This window comes from Aminobacter niigataensis (assembly GCF_946995915.1).
GTDB lineage: Bacteria > Pseudomonadota > Alphaproteobacteria > Rhizobiales > Rhizobiaceae > Aminobacter > Aminobacter niigataensis.
The window spans coordinates 1727501-1742272 of the sequence record NZ_OX341517.1 but is presented as its reverse complement, the minus strand read 5'-3'; the positions used below and the strand labels follow the sequence as shown (position 1 = coordinate 1742272).

Here is a 14772-nt window from a genome sequence, read left to right as displayed (position 1 = left end):
GTCGCTCTCCGTATTGGTCAGCTCGACATTTCACGTTTGCGGCACCTCAGTCCGCCGCTTGTTCGGCGAGTACCTGCTGGGCAACGCGGAAGCACTCGAGGGCTCGCGGAACGCCGCAATAGATGGCCACCACATGGATCGCCGCCCTCACCTGTTCCTTCGTCACGCCGTTGGCGTTGAGGGCCGCCCGGCAATGGACTTCCCATTCATGCATTTGTCCGAGAGCTCCGATCATGGCCAGATTCATCAGGCTGCGGGTTTTCACGTCGATGGCGCCGTCACTCCAGCCAAAACCCCAGGCCCATGCCGTCATCGCTTCCTGAAACGGCCGGGTGAAGTCGTCCGCGTCCGTCAAATTGGCGGCCACGTAGCGTTCGCCTAGCGTTGCCTTCCGTTTGGCGACACCACGTTCGAACAGGTTGTTGTCAATCATTGTCATCCTCCATGCAGCAAAGTCGTTGGGCCAATCTGAGCCCCGGCAGAATTCAGTTCATGCTTGCCAGTCCGGCAGCGCGACGCTGGTCCATGGCCAGCATCGTCCTGCCGCGCCTCCTCGCGCTTCCGGCCGCCTTCTGCGGCTAGACTAGAAGGCGACCTTGTCTCCGCCCTTCAGCGCCAGTATCTCGCGCGCCTCCTGCGCCGTCGCGATCTCGAGGCCGAGCCCCTCGATGATCTGGCGCGCACGCGAAACCTGCTGTGCATTCGTCTTGGCCAACTGGCCGGGGCCGATCCACAGCGAATCCTCCAGGCCGACACGGACGTTTCCGCCCATCGCGGCTGCCATCGCAGCGATGGGCATCTGGTTGCGTCCAGCGCCCAGCACCGACCATTTGTACTGGTCGCCAAACAACCGATCGGCCGTGCGCTTCATATGCAGCACATCTTCCGGATGGGGGCCGATGCCACCCAAGATGCCAAACACCGTCTGGATGAACAGCGGCGGCTTCACCAGGCCGCGCTGCAGGAAGTAATGCAGGTTGTAGAGGTGGCCGGTGTCATAGCACTCGAACTCGAAGCGGGTTTCGGCCTCGCCCAGGGAGCGGAGCGCGTACTCGATGTCCTTGAAGGTATTTCTGAAGATCAGGTCCCTGGAGGATTCCAGCGCCTCTCGTTCCCAGTCGTGCTTGAACTCCTTGAAACGATCAAGCATCGGGAACAGCCCGAAATTGAACGAGCCCATGTTCAGCGACGCAACCTCCGGCTTGTATACCGCTGCCGGCTTGATCCGCTCTTCCACTTTCATCCACGGTGCACCGCCGGTGGTGATGTTGATCACGCAGTCCGAACGCTGCTTGACCACTTTCAGGAAGGGCTCGAATCCTTCAGGCGTCTGATCCGGCTTTCCGGTTATCGGATCGCGGGCATGCAGATGCACGATCGCAGCGCCGGCTTCCGCGGCGCCGATCGCGGCTTCCGCGATCTCCTCGGGCGACACCGGAAGGTGCGGCGACATCGAAGGCGTGTGAATAGCGCCGGTCACGGCACAGGTGATGATGACTTTGTTGGAAATGGCCATGGCTCTCAACGATTGGTTGTCGGATCTTGCTGCTTCTTGTGATCGCCAAGGGCCTGCAGGCGGCGGTCACGCCACTCGCTCTTGGCAGTAATCATGTCGGGGGTGGGCGGCAGGCCCCAGCTTTCAACAACACGCTCGACGTTACCGGCGTCCCACACCGACGAAGGCGGCGGCGCGGCGGTGATTTCCCGGAATATTCCGCCGTAGCGCTGGAGGTAGTCGCCGATGCCACCGGGCGCGTTGAGTTCGATCGTCGCCAGCGGCCCCATGAACGACCAGCGAAGGCCCAGGCCGTCCGAAACCGTCCTGTCGAGATCGTGGGCGCTGATCACACCATCGCCGACAAGACGCAGCGCCTCGGCCAGCAACGCTGCCTGAAGGCGGTTGAGGACAAATCCCTGCACCTCGCGCCTGACGACAACAGGAACTTGACCGACGTCCCGATAGAACTCGCCCGCCCGTGAAATGACTTCGAAATCCGTCCATTCGCCGCCGCAGAGCTCGACCACCGGGATCAGATGCGGGGGATTGACCGGATGCGCGACAAGGCATCGATGACGGCCCGGCAAGCCGCTGGCAAATGCCGAGGGCATGATCGTCGAGGTCGACGACGCGAGAATGACATCGCCCGAAGCGACCGCGTCGATCTTCGCAAACAGCTCTCTCTTCTTGTCGGCTGCCTCGGGTCCGCATTCCTGGACAAGGCAAACACCATCGACCGCATCTTCAAGCGAGGCCGACAGCCGAACCACGCCGGACACCTCGGAGAGTCCGTCCTCCTCGATGATCTTTCCGATGGCGCCTGCCGCCGCCTCGAGACTGCGTCGGTCGCTGTCGAACAGGTTCACCGACCAGCCGGCCCTGGCGAACACCACGGCCCAGGATCGGCCGATAAGCCCGGCGCCGACTATGCCAACTGACCGCATGAAACGCCCTTTTTTCTCGACATACATGAATTAATCTGTGATCACAGATCACGACTAACGCATCGTCGACACCCTGTCTAGGACAAATCGCGACGCGCATCCGGCCGCCAAATAGCAGGGCGGCTGTTGCGGCGATTGCAAGTTGGGGTGCGATCGGTGATTGCGCTGTTCAGCGCCCCGAACCCACAACAACTGCGGTGCGCGACGCACGCCCACTTGCTGTGATCAGGTGATTACGGATAACGTTGCAAGGATTGCCCCGCCCGAAAAACCTGCGAGTACCGATTTTGGAACAGACCGACACCGCCCTGACCCAGATGGGGCAATTGGAGCGCGTAACGCTCGGCGAGCGTGCCTATCTCAAGCTTAGACAGCTCATCATGTCGGGAAAGCTTGCGCCGAACGAGAAGCTTTCACTGAGGTCCGTGGCCGAGGCATTGGGCGTATCGATCATGCCGGTGAGGGAAGCGGTCACGCGCCTCGTCGCCGAAGGCGCCCTCTCCCTTCTGCCCAACAGGGCCATAAGCGTCCCGTTGATGACAAGGGCAAAGTTCGAGGAGCTGCTGCGCATCCGGACCGAGATCGAGGGGTTTGCTGCGGCCGAAGCTGCCGCGCATCGAACCAGCCGCGATCTCAAGCTGATATTGGACTACGACAAGGATTTCCGTGACGCCGTTGGCAAAGGCGATTCCGAAGTGGACAGTTCGCTGCAGTTGAACAAGGAACTGCATTTTGCCGTCTATGAAGCCGCCGGATCGCCAATCCTCGTCTCCATCATCGAAGGTCTGTGGCTCAAGGTGGGACCGGTGATCAACCTGGACCTGCGGGCGTCCCAGCGGCTCGCGAGCGGAAACGCGGAGACGCATCACGCCCGCCTCGTCGAAGCGATCATCAATCAGGACGGGAACGCCGCGCGAGCCGCCGTGGTTGCCGACATCAGGTCATCCGGCGAGTTTATACTTGGTTCAAATCAACTTTGGACAAACTTGCCAGAGCCGGCCTGATGCCGACAAAGACACGCGCGTTTTTTCAATAGATGTGCGCGGACCTGCGCGACATAACCTGTTGTCGAACGCCCAATCTCGACCATTCCGGATTTTAAGTAATGAATTTTCTTAGCGACAACACCTCTGGCGCCAGTCCGAATATTCTGAAGGCGATCGTCGAAAGCAACGATGGCGATCAGTCCCCGTACGGCGGTGACATCTGGACGAAACGAGCCGAAGCCGCCATCGCAGATGTTTTTGGATGCGACGTGGCTGTCTTTTTTGTCACGACTGGGACTGTCAGCAATGCACTTGCGGTGTCGGCTATTTCTCCGCCCTCCAGAGCCGTTTTTTGTCACGACAATGCCCACCTGATCGACAGCGAGTGCGGGGCGCCGGAATTCTTCACCAATGGCGGCAAGCTGGTCGGCATTGCCGGACCAGCCGGCAAGATGGACCCTCAAGCGCTCGCATCTAGGTTGCAGCAGTTCCCGCCAGATGTCGCCAGGCAGGTACAGCCGGGTGCGCTGTCGATCTCGCAGGCGACGGAATCCGGAACCGTCTACCGTCCGAGCGAGATACGTTCGATTGCCGATCTCGCACATGATGCCGGAATGAGTGTCCACATGGACGGAGCGCGGTTCGCTAACGCCGTCGCAGCCCTCGACACGGCACCGGCAGAGATCACGTGGAAAGCCGGCATCGATGTTCTTTCCCTGGGGGCGACGAAAAACGGCGCCCTCGCCTGCGAAGCCATCGTGTTCTTCGATATGTCCAAGGCTGCCGATTTTGCTTTTCGCCGCAAGAAGGGCGGCCAGACGTTGTCGAAAGGCCGTTTTCTTGGTGCACAGATGACCGCATATCTCGCCGACGACCATTGGCTCGACCTTGCCCGTCATGCCAATCGCGCTGCGGGGCGGCTAGCCGCGCGACTGGCCGAGATGCCCACTGTGCGGCTCCCCTGGGCGACAGAGGCGAATGTCGTTTTCGCAACCCTTCCACGGGGAATGGACGCGGCGCTTCGTGCAGCGGGCGCCCGCTATCATCTCTGGGATGCGAAATGCCTGCTCCCTGCCGACCGGCCGGCTGATGACGAAGTGCTCGTGCGCTTCATTTGTTCATTTGGGACCGCCGATGCCGACATTGACAGGCTGACAGATCTGATCCGGCAATACAGCGCCTGACACGGGCGGCCTGATCGAGACAGCGCTAGCCTGAACCAGCCTCGGATAGAGGCTGGATACCGTAGCGATGAAAAATCTCCGGCCCGCGCGCGTGCAGGCGAGACGCATGCCGTGCGGCGAGCACGATTGGACATCGCGCCGAAATAGCCGGAGACCACAACGCTCCCTCCCGAGCTCGCAAGCCCGGCATCACCGGCACCTATATGCCTATTGAAATCAAAGTCTTGCGCCACGGCAAACCAAGCCCGTTCGTGCATGCGACCCATTCCCGAGATCGCTTCTTCCTGGGTATGATCACAGATCACGAACGCATTGACTCGCAAACTGATCGCGTGGCAAGATACTTTACGATTGGAAAGGTCATGGAGGAGGCATGACGCTTTCGCAATGCGGGCAGGAGGGGAGAGCGCGATCCTGCCGCAATCGTCAATCGGCTGAACGGTTCGCTTCCGCCGTCGCGGTCGGGGCGCCGAAGGTCGGCCGCTTGCTCGCAAAAGCTCGATGACCGCGGCGGAGCAGGCTTCTGAACCAGAAACCCCGCATCCGGTGAACTGAAACCTGTCCGGCAAGGCTGCCCAGTCGTGCCAGGACCAATGGGAGGAAATGACGTGAAATCAAGGATCAAGGTTGCGCTGAAGCAACTGGGGCTGGTCTTGTCTCTTGCTGTCGGCCTGATGGGATCGAGCCTCAAGGCCGGAGCGCAGGAGGAGATCGCCTTCGCGACCAACTGGAAAGCTCAGGGTGGCCACGCCGGGTTTTATCAGGCGCTCGCCGACGGAACATACAAGCAGTACGGTCTCGATGTTAGGATCGTGCAGGGCGGGCCGCAGATAAACACCCGTAGCCTGCTGTCTGCCGGCAAGGTCGACTTTCTGCTTTCGGTGCCGCAGTTGGCACTGGCAAACAGCCGCCAGAAGATACCGACGGCGATGGTGGCGGCCTTCTTCCAAAGAGATCCGACGACGCTGATGGCTCATCCGGGCAAGTACAAGGATCTCGCCGATATGCGCCGGGCCCGGACGATCTATGTGGCCCGAGCTGCCCAGTTCACGTACTGGCCATGGGTGAAGCACAAGTTTGGTCTCAGCGACGACCAGGTGAAGGCGTATAGCTTCACGCTGGCGCCGTTCCTTGCCGACCCGGAAGCCGTCCAGCAAGCCTATGCCACTGCGGAACCCCTCTACATCGACACATTCAAGCCGGACGTATTCCTGCTCGCCGACTATGGCTGGTCCGGCTATTCGAACATCATCGAGACGCGTCGGGAAATCATCGAAAAGAACCCCGACCTGGTGCAGCGCTTCATCGATGCTTCGATCATCGGATGGAACAACTATCTCTATGGCGACCGCAAGCAGGCCAATGCACTGATCAAGAAAGACAATCCGGAAATGACGGACGCGAAGCTCGATGCGGAAATCGCCGAGATCCAGCGTCTCGGCCTCGTTGACGGCGGCGACACGCTGAAAGTGGGCCTCGGCGCGATCGACCTGAAGCGCTTTGCCAGCTGGTTTGACGACCTGATGGAAGTCGGCCTCTACAAGCCCGGCGAAGTTGACCTTGAGACGGTCGTCACCGACCAGTTCGTCAACAAGGGTGTCGGCCTCGACGTTCGCAAGCGGCTTGAATCGCAATAGGCTGGCGCCGACCGGCCGCCCGGCCCGGAGGCATTCCACCGGGCCCCTGCCGCCACGCCAAAGCCCACAATGACGTCTTGGGAGCAGTCGACAACCTCGTCTGCTCCCGATTTGAACGGCGACGCAGCGCGTTCGGCCCCGTCGCCAGGGAGCCTCACCGGCGACCACCGAACTGACCTAAATTTTCGGAGAAAAAAGTGCCCGAGCCGCTTCCAAATTATATCGTCCAGAATGGCAAGCTCATTGGATATGAGGAGGCCGTCACGCATGTGATGTCGCCTGCCGTCAAGTATGGCTTGGCTGCCTTTGAAGGGCTGTGCGCGTATTGGAGCGATAGCGATCAGGAGCTCTTCGCTTTTCGCCTCCAGGAACATACCGAACGGCTGTTTCAATCGATGAAGCTGCTGAGGTTCGAACCGACTTTCTCGGCCGACGAGATCAACGACCGGACGATCGAGCTTTTGCGGCGCAACAATGTCCGCGAGCCCGTGCACATTCGCGCGATCGCCTATCTCGACGGCAAGGGCGAACACATTGTCCCTGGTCCTGTCAGCTATGCAATTTCTGCACTGCCTCTCGCGCGAAGCAGCAAGACCCAGACCGGCATCCGCTGTCAGGTCAGCGCATGGACGCGCATTTCCGATGGTTCCATGCCGCCGCGCATCAAGACGAGCGGCAATTATGTCAACAGCCGTCTTGCCAGGCTCCAGGCCAGGCATGATGGCTATGACGACGCGATCCTCCTCAACAACGCCGGCACCGTCGCGGAGTCGCCCGGAGCCTGCATCTTTCTGCGCCGCCGCGACGAACTCATCACACCAGATGTGACGAGCGGCATTCTCGAAAGCATCACTCGCGACACGATCTTGCATCTGGCGCGGGAAGCGGGAATCCAGGTGACCGAAAGGCCCGTCGACAAGACAGAACTTTACACTGCCCGGGAGATCTTCCTGGTCGGCTCGGCCGCGGAGGTCCTGCCGGTGGTCGACGTTGACGGCATATCGATCGGCGATGGCTCGCGAGGGCCGATGACAGCGGAGCTGCAGCGCGGCTACTTCGATGCGGTGATCGGCCAGACTGCCTTGGAGCAGGGTTGGTTGACCCGCGTGCATCAAACCTGACGCGGCTTTCGAGGCGGCCTCGGTTCGATGCCGCCTCACCCGGGCAAGGGCCAGAGCCTGCGAGGTCGGAAAGTGCCTACTACGGTCCGATCAACGCTGCGTCAGGGCGGCGACTTTCAGTGTCCTGTCACCAGGGCCGGGCGCCACCGATGATTTCCATGGCCCTCTCAGCGAAGCGGCCGGCCAGCGGGGCGACATCAGCGGCATTGTTCGAAGCCGCGTTGCCGGCGCGCGCCCGATCGGCAATGCCGACAAAGATCACGGCAAAACGAAATAGCGAAAAGACCAGGTGGAAGCGTTCGAGCGGCGCGGTCGGCGCCGCATGCGCGAAATAATGGTCGAGGAATTCGCGTTGGCTCGGAATGCCGAGCGCCGCAATGTCGAGACCAAGGATGCCACCATATTCGTCAGGCGAGCAATGCCAGGTCATCGAGCAGAAGCCGAGATCGGCAAGCGGGTGGCCGAGCGTTGACAACTCCCAGTCGAGGATACCGATCACCTCGGGCTTTTCGGGATGAAACAGCAGGTTGCCGAGCCGGAAATCGCCATGCGCGATCGACACGCGCCCATCGTCCGCCGGCATGTTCTGCGGCAGCCAGTCGGCCACCGCCTCCAAGACAGGGATACGTTCGCCTGGCGATTCCCTGAGTTGCCTTGTCCAGCGACCGATCTGGCGTTCGAAATAATTGCCTGGCTTGCCGTAGTCGCCGAGGCCGACCCCGTCCGGGCGCACCGCATGCAGTTTGGCCATCGCCTCGGCCATGCCGAGATAGATGCCACGCCGCTCGTCGGGTGAAAGGCCCGGCAGCGAGCAGTCATGGAAAACACGACCTTCGAGGCGCTCCATGAGGTAAAACGGCGTGCCAAGCGGCGCGTCCCCATCGTGGTAGAGCACCGGCTTCGGCACAGGCGCACTGGTCGGCGCCAGCGCTTCCAGCACGCGGAACTCGCGGTCGATGGCATGCGCCCCGCGCAGGATCGGCCCGGCCGGCTTCTTGCGCAACACCATGCGGCGGGCACCGAAATCGACGAAATAGGTCGGATTGGACTGGCCGCCGCCGATGCGTTCGAGCGTCATTTGGCCCTCGCCGAAGCGCTCGCCGAGAAACGCCTCGAGCGCTGCCGGATCGAAGTCTGCGTTCATGGCGTCCTGCGCCCTGTCGTCCTGCGCCTTGTCGTCCTGGGCCATCAATGCGCTACGCCTCGCCTTCGACATTCCAATGCCAGAAACCAGAACCTTCCTCGTTGAGGAAGCGGTTCAGCACCATCTTGTGCACTTCGTCGGCGCCGTCGACCAGCCGCGCCTGGCGGGCATAGCGATAAATCCATTCGAGCACGGTATCCTTGGAATAACCCCGGGCACCATTGATCTGGATCGCCACGTCGGCGGCGTCGTGCAGCACATTGGCGACCTGCACTTTGGCCATCGACACTTCCTTGCGGGCGAAGCCGCCCCTGTCGAGTTCCCAAGCCGCCTTCATCACCAGCAGGCGGCCGATCTCGATGCGCATGGCGAGGTCGCCGAGCTTGAGCTGAATGCTCTCGCGATCGGCGAGACGGACGCCGAAACCGTAGCGCTCGGAGGCATAGGCCCGCGCGATCTCGACGCAACGCTTGGACAGGCCGAGCCAGCGCATGCAATGGGTGAGCCGGGCCGGCCCGAGCCGCACCTGTGTCACCTTCATGCCCCTGCCCTCGCCGGCGAGCATATTTTCGACGGGGATTTCCAGCCCGTCGAATTCAAGCTCGCAATGGCCGCCATGCTCCTCCGGCCCCATGATCTCGATGCGGCGCTTGATGGACCAGCCCGGCTGATCCCGGTGAAACATCAATGCCGACAATCCCTGCTTCGGATCGTCGGAGGTACGGGCGATCAGGATGAAGTGGCTGGCGTCCTCGGCGCCGGTGATGAACCACTTGCGGCCGCTGACGACATATTTGTCGCCGCGTTTCTCGGCGCGGGTGGCGATCATCGATGGATCGGAGCCACCGCCAGGATGCGGTTCGGTCATGGCGAATGCCGAGCGTACCTTGCCCTCGACGATCGGCTTCAGCCATTTTTCCTTCTGGTCGGGCGTGCCCAGCGCCTCCAGAACCATCATGTTGCCGTCGTCGGGCGCGGCAGAATTGAACACCACCGGGCCGAAGATCGAGCGGTTCATCTCCTCGTAGCAGACCGCCATGCCCATCTTGCCAAGTCCGGCACCGCCAGTTTCAGGCTTGAGCTGCAGACACCACAGACCGGCGGCCCTGGCCTTGGCGCGAAGTGTGTCGAGCAACGGCAGGGCGATGTTGCCATGCGCGTCATAAGACGCCTTGTCGGCCTCCAGCGGCAGGATCTCGCGCGCGACAAACGCTGCGATGCGGCTACGGTATTCTTCGACGCTGGCGGGAATTTCGAAATTCATGATGGCCTCACAGTGACGAAACGAGATGGCCGCCATCGACCTCGATCGACGAGCCGGTGATGTAGCTGCCGGCGGCGGAAGCAAGCAGCAGCAGCGCGCCGTCGAGTTCTCGCGGATGGCCGAGGCGGCGCTGCGGGATGCGCTTGATGAGGTCAAGCCCGGCTGGGGAGGTAAAGAACTCGCGGTTGATGTCTGTCTCGATATAGCCGGGGCATAGCGCGTTGACCCGGATGCCCTCGCGCGCCCATTCGAGCGCCAGCGCCTTGGTCAGCTGGATCACGCCGGCTTTGGACGCGGCATAGGCGCTGAGATTGCCGGCAACGCGATGTCCCAGGATCGAGGCAATGTTGACGATCGCCCCACCCCGGCCCGAAGCCTTCATGCCGCGCGCCACCGCCTGGGAAACGACAAAGACGCCCTTGAGATTGGTGTCCAGCACCCGGTCCCATTCGGCCTCGTCGAGGTCGAGCGCGCGGGACGCCCCCGAGATGCCGGCATTGTTGATCAGGATGTCGAAGCTTTTGCCAGCCAGCGCCGCAGCCACCGAGGCGCTGTCGGTCACGTCCATCTGGATCGCGCTGGCCTTCCCGCCGGAAGCAGCGATGCTGGCGCAAGCGTCGTCCAGCGCAGCGCCGCGGCGCGCGGCGAGCGTGACGCTGACGCCATGGTTTGCGAGCAGCTCGGCGAAATGCAGGCCGAGGCCGCCGGAGGCGCCGGTGATGAGGGCGGTCTTTTCCTTGATATCTTCGAACAGCATCAGGTGATCACCTCAAAAATCGAGCGAGCGCTCGTTTTCTTTATTCGCCTGCCTCCCCTTTTGCAACCAGGCAATTGCTGCTATTTCGACGGCAGATGGCGCACGCCACAGGTCGCAGGCGGTGGGAGGCAGGTTGAATTTCGCGGGGCAAAGGCAGTGGACGGCCGCATTCTCGACGGAGGCGCTGTGTGCGCGCATCCTCGACCGGCATCGCGACACCGTGCGCGTGCAGAAACCGCATGTCGCCGTCGCCAATCTCGCGCGCATCATCGAGGCGACGCTGAAGCTTTCGAACAAGCAGGGCTTCCACGCCACCAGCCTGCGCGACCTGGCGCAAGCGTCCGGTCTCAGCATGGGCGGTCTCTATTCCTATTTCGACAACAAGACGACCCTGCTGTCGATGATCCTCGGCGAGGTTTCGACGACGGTAAGCGAGGTCCTCAGGGCCGCCCCGGAGGGGACCGCTGACGATCCGCTTGGCCATCTCAAATGGCTGATCGAGACGCATATCCGGTTGACCGAGGCAATGCAGCCGTGGTTCGTCTTTGCTTACATGGAAGCCAAATCGTTTCCGGCGGCCGAACGGCGAATGGCCGTCGACAGTGAGGCTGCGACCGAAGAGATTTTCGCCACCGTCCTGCGCCAGGGCGTGGCCAGCGGCAAGTTCGCCATCGCTGATATCGAACTGACCGCGTCGCTGATCAAGCCCCTGTTGCAGGATTGGTACGTGAAGCGGGCCAAGTACCGCAAGCGCTCCACGACCGTCGAGCAATATATCGACGCGGTCACGGGGATCGTCGCGGCGACGGTGCTTCCGCGAGGTTGAACTGCGTCGGGCTGCGCGGTGGCCGGGGCCACCTACTTCCGGGTTCAGGTCGCCGAACTGTACCATGCGCCTTGCAAGAAGCTTCCGAGGCCAAGCCGATGACGGGCAGACATCTTCCGCTCGCCTGTGGATGAGGTCATGCCGACGCCGGAAGCGGACGAACTGCCTTTTTGGTTTTGGAGCCAGGATTTGTTTTTTGCCTGGCTTTGTCGGCCGTTGGCCTGCTTGGGGGCGGCTGATGCGGTTCCGATCGGCGCGTCACCGGCAGTTGGACAGCAAAACGCCCGCGTCATTTCTGACACGGGCGTTTTGTTATTTGGTTGCGGGGACAGGATTTGAACCTGTGACCTTCAGGTTATGAGCCTGACGAGCTACCGGGCTGCTCCACCCCGCGCCACCATTTTCGCAAGCTGTGCCTGCGGATATTCCGGCGATTCCTTGCTTCATGTAGGCATTTGCCCACCTGATTGCGAGGATTTCAGGCTGTCTGCCAATGGAAAGGGCCGCTTGCGCGGCCCGTCTACCCGTTGGCGGGCCTTGGTTTGTATCGAGAAGATTGCAACATCGCGTTGCGATGCGTGGATTTAACGTGCGTTTGGCAGACCTGGCAGCGACTTACTCTCCCGCGTCTTGAGACGAAGTACCATCAGCGCTGGAGCGTTTCACGGCCGAGTTCGGAATGGGATCGGGTGCAGCCGCTCCGCCATAACCACCAGGTCGGCAAAACGCACGTTGTTCGAGAAGCTGTGTGAGCGAATAGCGAGTAGAGAGTGGCGAATAGGGTTCTATTCGGTGCCTCTCGGGCTGTTCGCTGGTCTTTGTGTGCCTTTTCATCCTGCCTTTCGGCAGCGATGAGCATTAGGAATGAGAACGATCAAGCCTATCGAACTATTAGTACCGGTAAGCTTCATGCGTTGCCGCACTTCCACACCCGGCCTATCAACGTGGTCGTCTTCCACGGTTCTCAGGGAATACTCGTTTTAAGGTGGGTTTCCCGCTTAGATGCCTTCAGCGGTTATCCCGTCCGGATATAGCTACCCTGCTATGCGGCTGGCGCCACAACAGGTCCACCAGAGATCCGTCCATCCCGGTCCTCTCGTACTAGGGACAGATCCTTTCAATATTCCTACACCCACGGCAGATAGGGACCGAACTGTCTCACGACGTTCTGAACCCAACTCACGTACCGCTTTAAATGGCGAACAGCCATACCCTTGGGACCTGCTCCAGCCCCAGGATGCGATGAGTCGACATCGAGGTGCCAAACAACCCCGTCGATATGGACTCTTGGGGGTCATCAGCCTGTTATCCCCGGCGTACCTTTTATCCGTTGAGCGATGGCCCTTCCACACGGGACCACCGGATCACTATGACCGACTTTCGTCTCTGCTCGACTTGTCAGTCTCGCAGTCAGGCGGGCTTATGCCATTGCACTCGACGACCGATTTCCGACCGGTCTGAGCCCACCATCGCGCGCCTCCGTTACTCTTTAGGAGGCGACCGCCCCAGTCAAACTACCCACCATACATTGTCCCGGACCCGGATAACGGGCCGCGGTTAGACATCCATAGAGATAAGGGTGGTATTTCAAGGGTGGCTCCACCAAGGCTGGCGCCCTGGCTTCAAAGCCTACCACCTATCCTACACATGCCACTACGAATGCCAATGTAAAGCTATAGTAAAGGTGCACGGGGTCTTTCCGTCTAACCGCAGGAACCCCGCATCTTCACGGGGAATTCAATTTCACTGAGTCTATGCTGGAGACAGCGGGGAAGTCGTTACGCCATTCGTGCAGGTCGGAACTTACCCGACAAGGAATTTCGCTACCTTAGGACCGTTATAGTTACGGCCGCCGTTTACTGGGGCTTCGATTCAAAGCTTGCACCTCTCCTCTTAACCTTCCAGCACCGGGCAGGCGTCAGACCCTATACGTCGTCTTGCGACTTCGCAGAGCCCTGTGTTTTTGATAAACAGTCGCTACCCCCTGGTCTGTGCCACCCTCCACATGCTTGCGCATGAAAGGGTCACGCTTCTTCCGAAGTTACGCGTGCAATTTGCCGAGTTCCTTCAGCATAGTTCTCTCAAGCGCCTTGGTATACTCTACCAGTCCACCAGTGTCGGTTTCGGGTACGGTCTATAATGGAGGAGCTATTTCCTGGAACCGCTCCGCTGCCGGGATCAATCCAATAAGACCCGACAACTTGTGCGATCCGTCACTACCTCCAGGCCCACGAATATTAACGTGGTTCCCATCGTCTACGCGTTTCCGCCTCGACTTAGGGGCCGGCTAACCCTGCTCAGATTAGCTTTAAGCAGGAACCCTTGGACTTTCGGCGGGGGTGTCTCTCACACCCCTTACGTTACTCATGTCAGCATTCGCACTTCTGATACCTCCACCGCCCCTCACAGGTACGGCTTCGTCAGCTTACAGAACGCTCCGCTACCGCTTGCAGCAAGCTGCAAACCCTAAGCTTCGGTGTATGGCTTTAGCCCCGGTACATTTTCGGCGCAAAGACCCTTATTTAGACCAGTGAGCTGTTACGCTTTCTTTAAATGATGGCTGCTTCTAAGCCAACATCCTGGTTGTTTTGGGATCCTCACATCCTTTCCCACTTAGCCATAACTTGGGGACCTTAGCTGTAGGTCAGGGTTGTTTCCCTTTTCACGACGGACGTTAGCACCCGCCGTGTGTCTGCCGACTAGTACTCCCAGGTATTCGGAGTTTGGTTAGGTTTGGTAATCCGGTGAGGACCCCTAGCCCATCCAGTGCTCTACCCCCTGGGGTATTCGGTCGACGCTCTACCTAAATAGATTTCGCGGAGAACCAGCTATTTCCGAGTTTGATTGGCCTTTCACCCCTAGCCACAAGTCATCCCGAACTATTGCAACAGTTATGGGTTCGGTCCTCCAGTAAGTGTTACCTTACCTTCAACCTGCTCATGGCTAGATCACTCGGTTTCGGGTCTAATGCGTCGAACTGAACGCCCTGTTCAGACTCGCTTTCGCTGCGCCTACACCTACCGGCTTAAGCTTGCTCGACACACTAAGTCGCTGACCCATTATACAAAAGGTACGATGTCACCATTTCAGGCTCCATCTGTTTGTAGGCAACCGGTTTCAGGTACTCTTTCACTCCCCTTGTCGGGGTGCTTTTCACCTTTCCCTCACGGTACTAGTTCGCTATCGGTCATGCACGAGTACTTAGGCTTGGAGAGTGGTCTCCCCATGTTCAGACAGGATTTCACGTGTCCCGCCTTACTCAAGGACGATTGATCGCATTACGCGTACGGGGCTGTCACCCACTATGGCCCTACTTTCCAGAAGGTTCCGCTTGTCTCTCAATCGCCACTGGCCTGGTCCGCGTTCGCTCGCCACTACTTGCGGAGTCTCGGTTGATGTCCTTTCCTACGG

12 protein-coding genes, 1 tRNA gene and 2 rRNA genes (1 of these 15 running past the window's edge) are annotated in these 14772 nt (G+C 60.2%); 6 read left to right on the top strand and 9 right to left on the bottom strand.

Features of this window, described 5'->3' with window-relative positions:
• Positions 1–46: 46 nt before the first annotated feature.
• The 3 genes from O1Y97_RS08475 to O1Y97_RS08465 form a co-directional block, all read right to left on the bottom strand.
• Positions 47–433 (bottom strand): carboxymuconolactone decarboxylase family protein, encoded by a 387-nt coding sequence (locus O1Y97_RS08475; protein WP_455423977.1) that lies wholly within the window; start codon positions 431–433, stop codon positions 47–49.
• 150 nt (positions 434–583) lie between these two features.
• Positions 584–1516, bottom strand: coding sequence for a BKACE family enzyme (locus tag O1Y97_RS08470; RefSeq protein ID WP_108606935.1), 933 nt, complete (start codon positions 1514–1516; stop codon positions 584–586).
• Between the two features lie 5 nt (positions 1517–1521).
• A complete protein-coding gene (locus O1Y97_RS08465) occupies positions 1522–2442 on the bottom strand; it encodes a 3-hydroxyacyl-CoA dehydrogenase (RefSeq protein ID WP_318763720.1) in 921 nt (306 codons plus the stop codon).
• A 287-nt stretch (positions 2443–2729) separates the two neighbouring features.
• Between O1Y97_RS08465 and O1Y97_RS08460 the strand changes: the two genes are divergently transcribed.
• The 4 genes from O1Y97_RS08460 to O1Y97_RS08445 all read left to right on the top strand — a co-directional run bounded on the left by O1Y97_RS08460 (position 2730) and on the right by O1Y97_RS08445 (position 7370).
• Positions 2730–3446, top strand: coding sequence for a GntR family transcriptional regulator (locus tag O1Y97_RS08460; RefSeq protein WP_245439699.1), 717 nt, complete (start codon positions 2730–2732; stop codon positions 3444–3446).
• Positions 3447–3547: 101 nt separating this feature from the next.
• A complete protein-coding gene (locus O1Y97_RS08455) occupies positions 3548–4612 on the top strand; it encodes a threonine aldolase family protein (RefSeq protein ID WP_318763719.1) in 1065 nt (354 codons plus the stop codon).
• Between the two features lie 608 nt (positions 4613–5220).
• Positions 5221–6249, top strand: a complete 1029-nt coding sequence (locus O1Y97_RS08450) for an ABC transporter substrate-binding protein (RefSeq protein WP_318763718.1) — start codon at positions 5221–5223, stop codon at positions 6247–6249.
• Positions 6250–6446: 197 nt separating this feature from the next.
• On the top strand, positions 6447–7370 hold the full coding sequence (locus O1Y97_RS08445; protein ID WP_318763717.1) for a branched-chain amino acid transaminase: 924 nt from the start codon (positions 6447–6449) through the stop codon (positions 7368–7370).
• Between the two features lie 127 nt (positions 7371–7497).
• On the opposite strand, the gene O1Y97_RS08440 is transcribed toward O1Y97_RS08445, so the two are convergent.
• From O1Y97_RS08440 to O1Y97_RS08430, 3 genes are read right to left on the bottom strand one after another with little or no spacing between them, the layout of a single operon-like run.
• The gene (locus O1Y97_RS08440; RefSeq protein WP_318764173.1) at positions 7498–8514 is read right to left on the bottom strand and encodes a phosphotransferase family protein; all 1017 of its coding nucleotides are present in this window, start codon (positions 8512–8514) and stop codon (positions 7498–7500) included.
• Positions 8515–8566: 52 nt separating this feature from the next.
• Positions 8567–9778 (bottom strand): acyl-CoA dehydrogenase family protein, encoded by a 1212-nt coding sequence (locus O1Y97_RS08435; protein ID WP_318763716.1) that lies wholly within the window; start codon positions 9776–9778, stop codon positions 8567–8569.
• A 7-nt stretch (positions 9779–9785) separates the two neighbouring features.
• Positions 9786–10535, bottom strand: a complete 750-nt coding sequence (locus O1Y97_RS08430) for an SDR family NAD(P)-dependent oxidoreductase (RefSeq protein WP_108606929.1) — start codon at positions 10533–10535, stop codon at positions 9786–9788.
• Positions 10536–10668: 133 nt separating this feature from the next.
• Between O1Y97_RS08430 and O1Y97_RS08425 the strand changes: the two genes are divergently transcribed.
• The gene (locus O1Y97_RS08425; protein ID WP_108606928.1) at positions 10669–11361 is read left to right on the top strand and encodes a TetR/AcrR family transcriptional regulator; all 693 of its coding nucleotides are present in this window, start codon (positions 10669–10671) and stop codon (positions 11359–11361) included.
• 138 nt (positions 11362–11499) lie between these two features.
• A complete protein-coding gene (locus O1Y97_RS08420) occupies positions 11500–11700 on the top strand; it encodes a hypothetical protein (protein ID WP_318763715.1) in 201 nt (66 codons plus the stop codon).
• Here the strand turns inward: O1Y97_RS08420 and O1Y97_RS08415 are convergent.
• The 3 genes from O1Y97_RS08415 to O1Y97_RS08405 all read right to left on the bottom strand — a co-directional run.
• A tRNA-Met gene (locus tag O1Y97_RS08415) sits at positions 11679–11755 on the bottom strand. The genes O1Y97_RS08420 and O1Y97_RS08415 overlap by 22 nt on opposite strands.
• Before the next feature lie 208 nt (positions 11756–11963).
• Positions 11964–12078: ribosomal RNA gene (gene rrf / locus O1Y97_RS08410) — 5S ribosomal RNA — on the bottom strand.
• A gap of 153 nt (positions 12079–12231) precedes the next feature.
• Positions 12232–14772: ribosomal RNA gene (locus O1Y97_RS08405) — 23S ribosomal RNA — on the bottom strand (it continues 273 nt past the right edge of the window).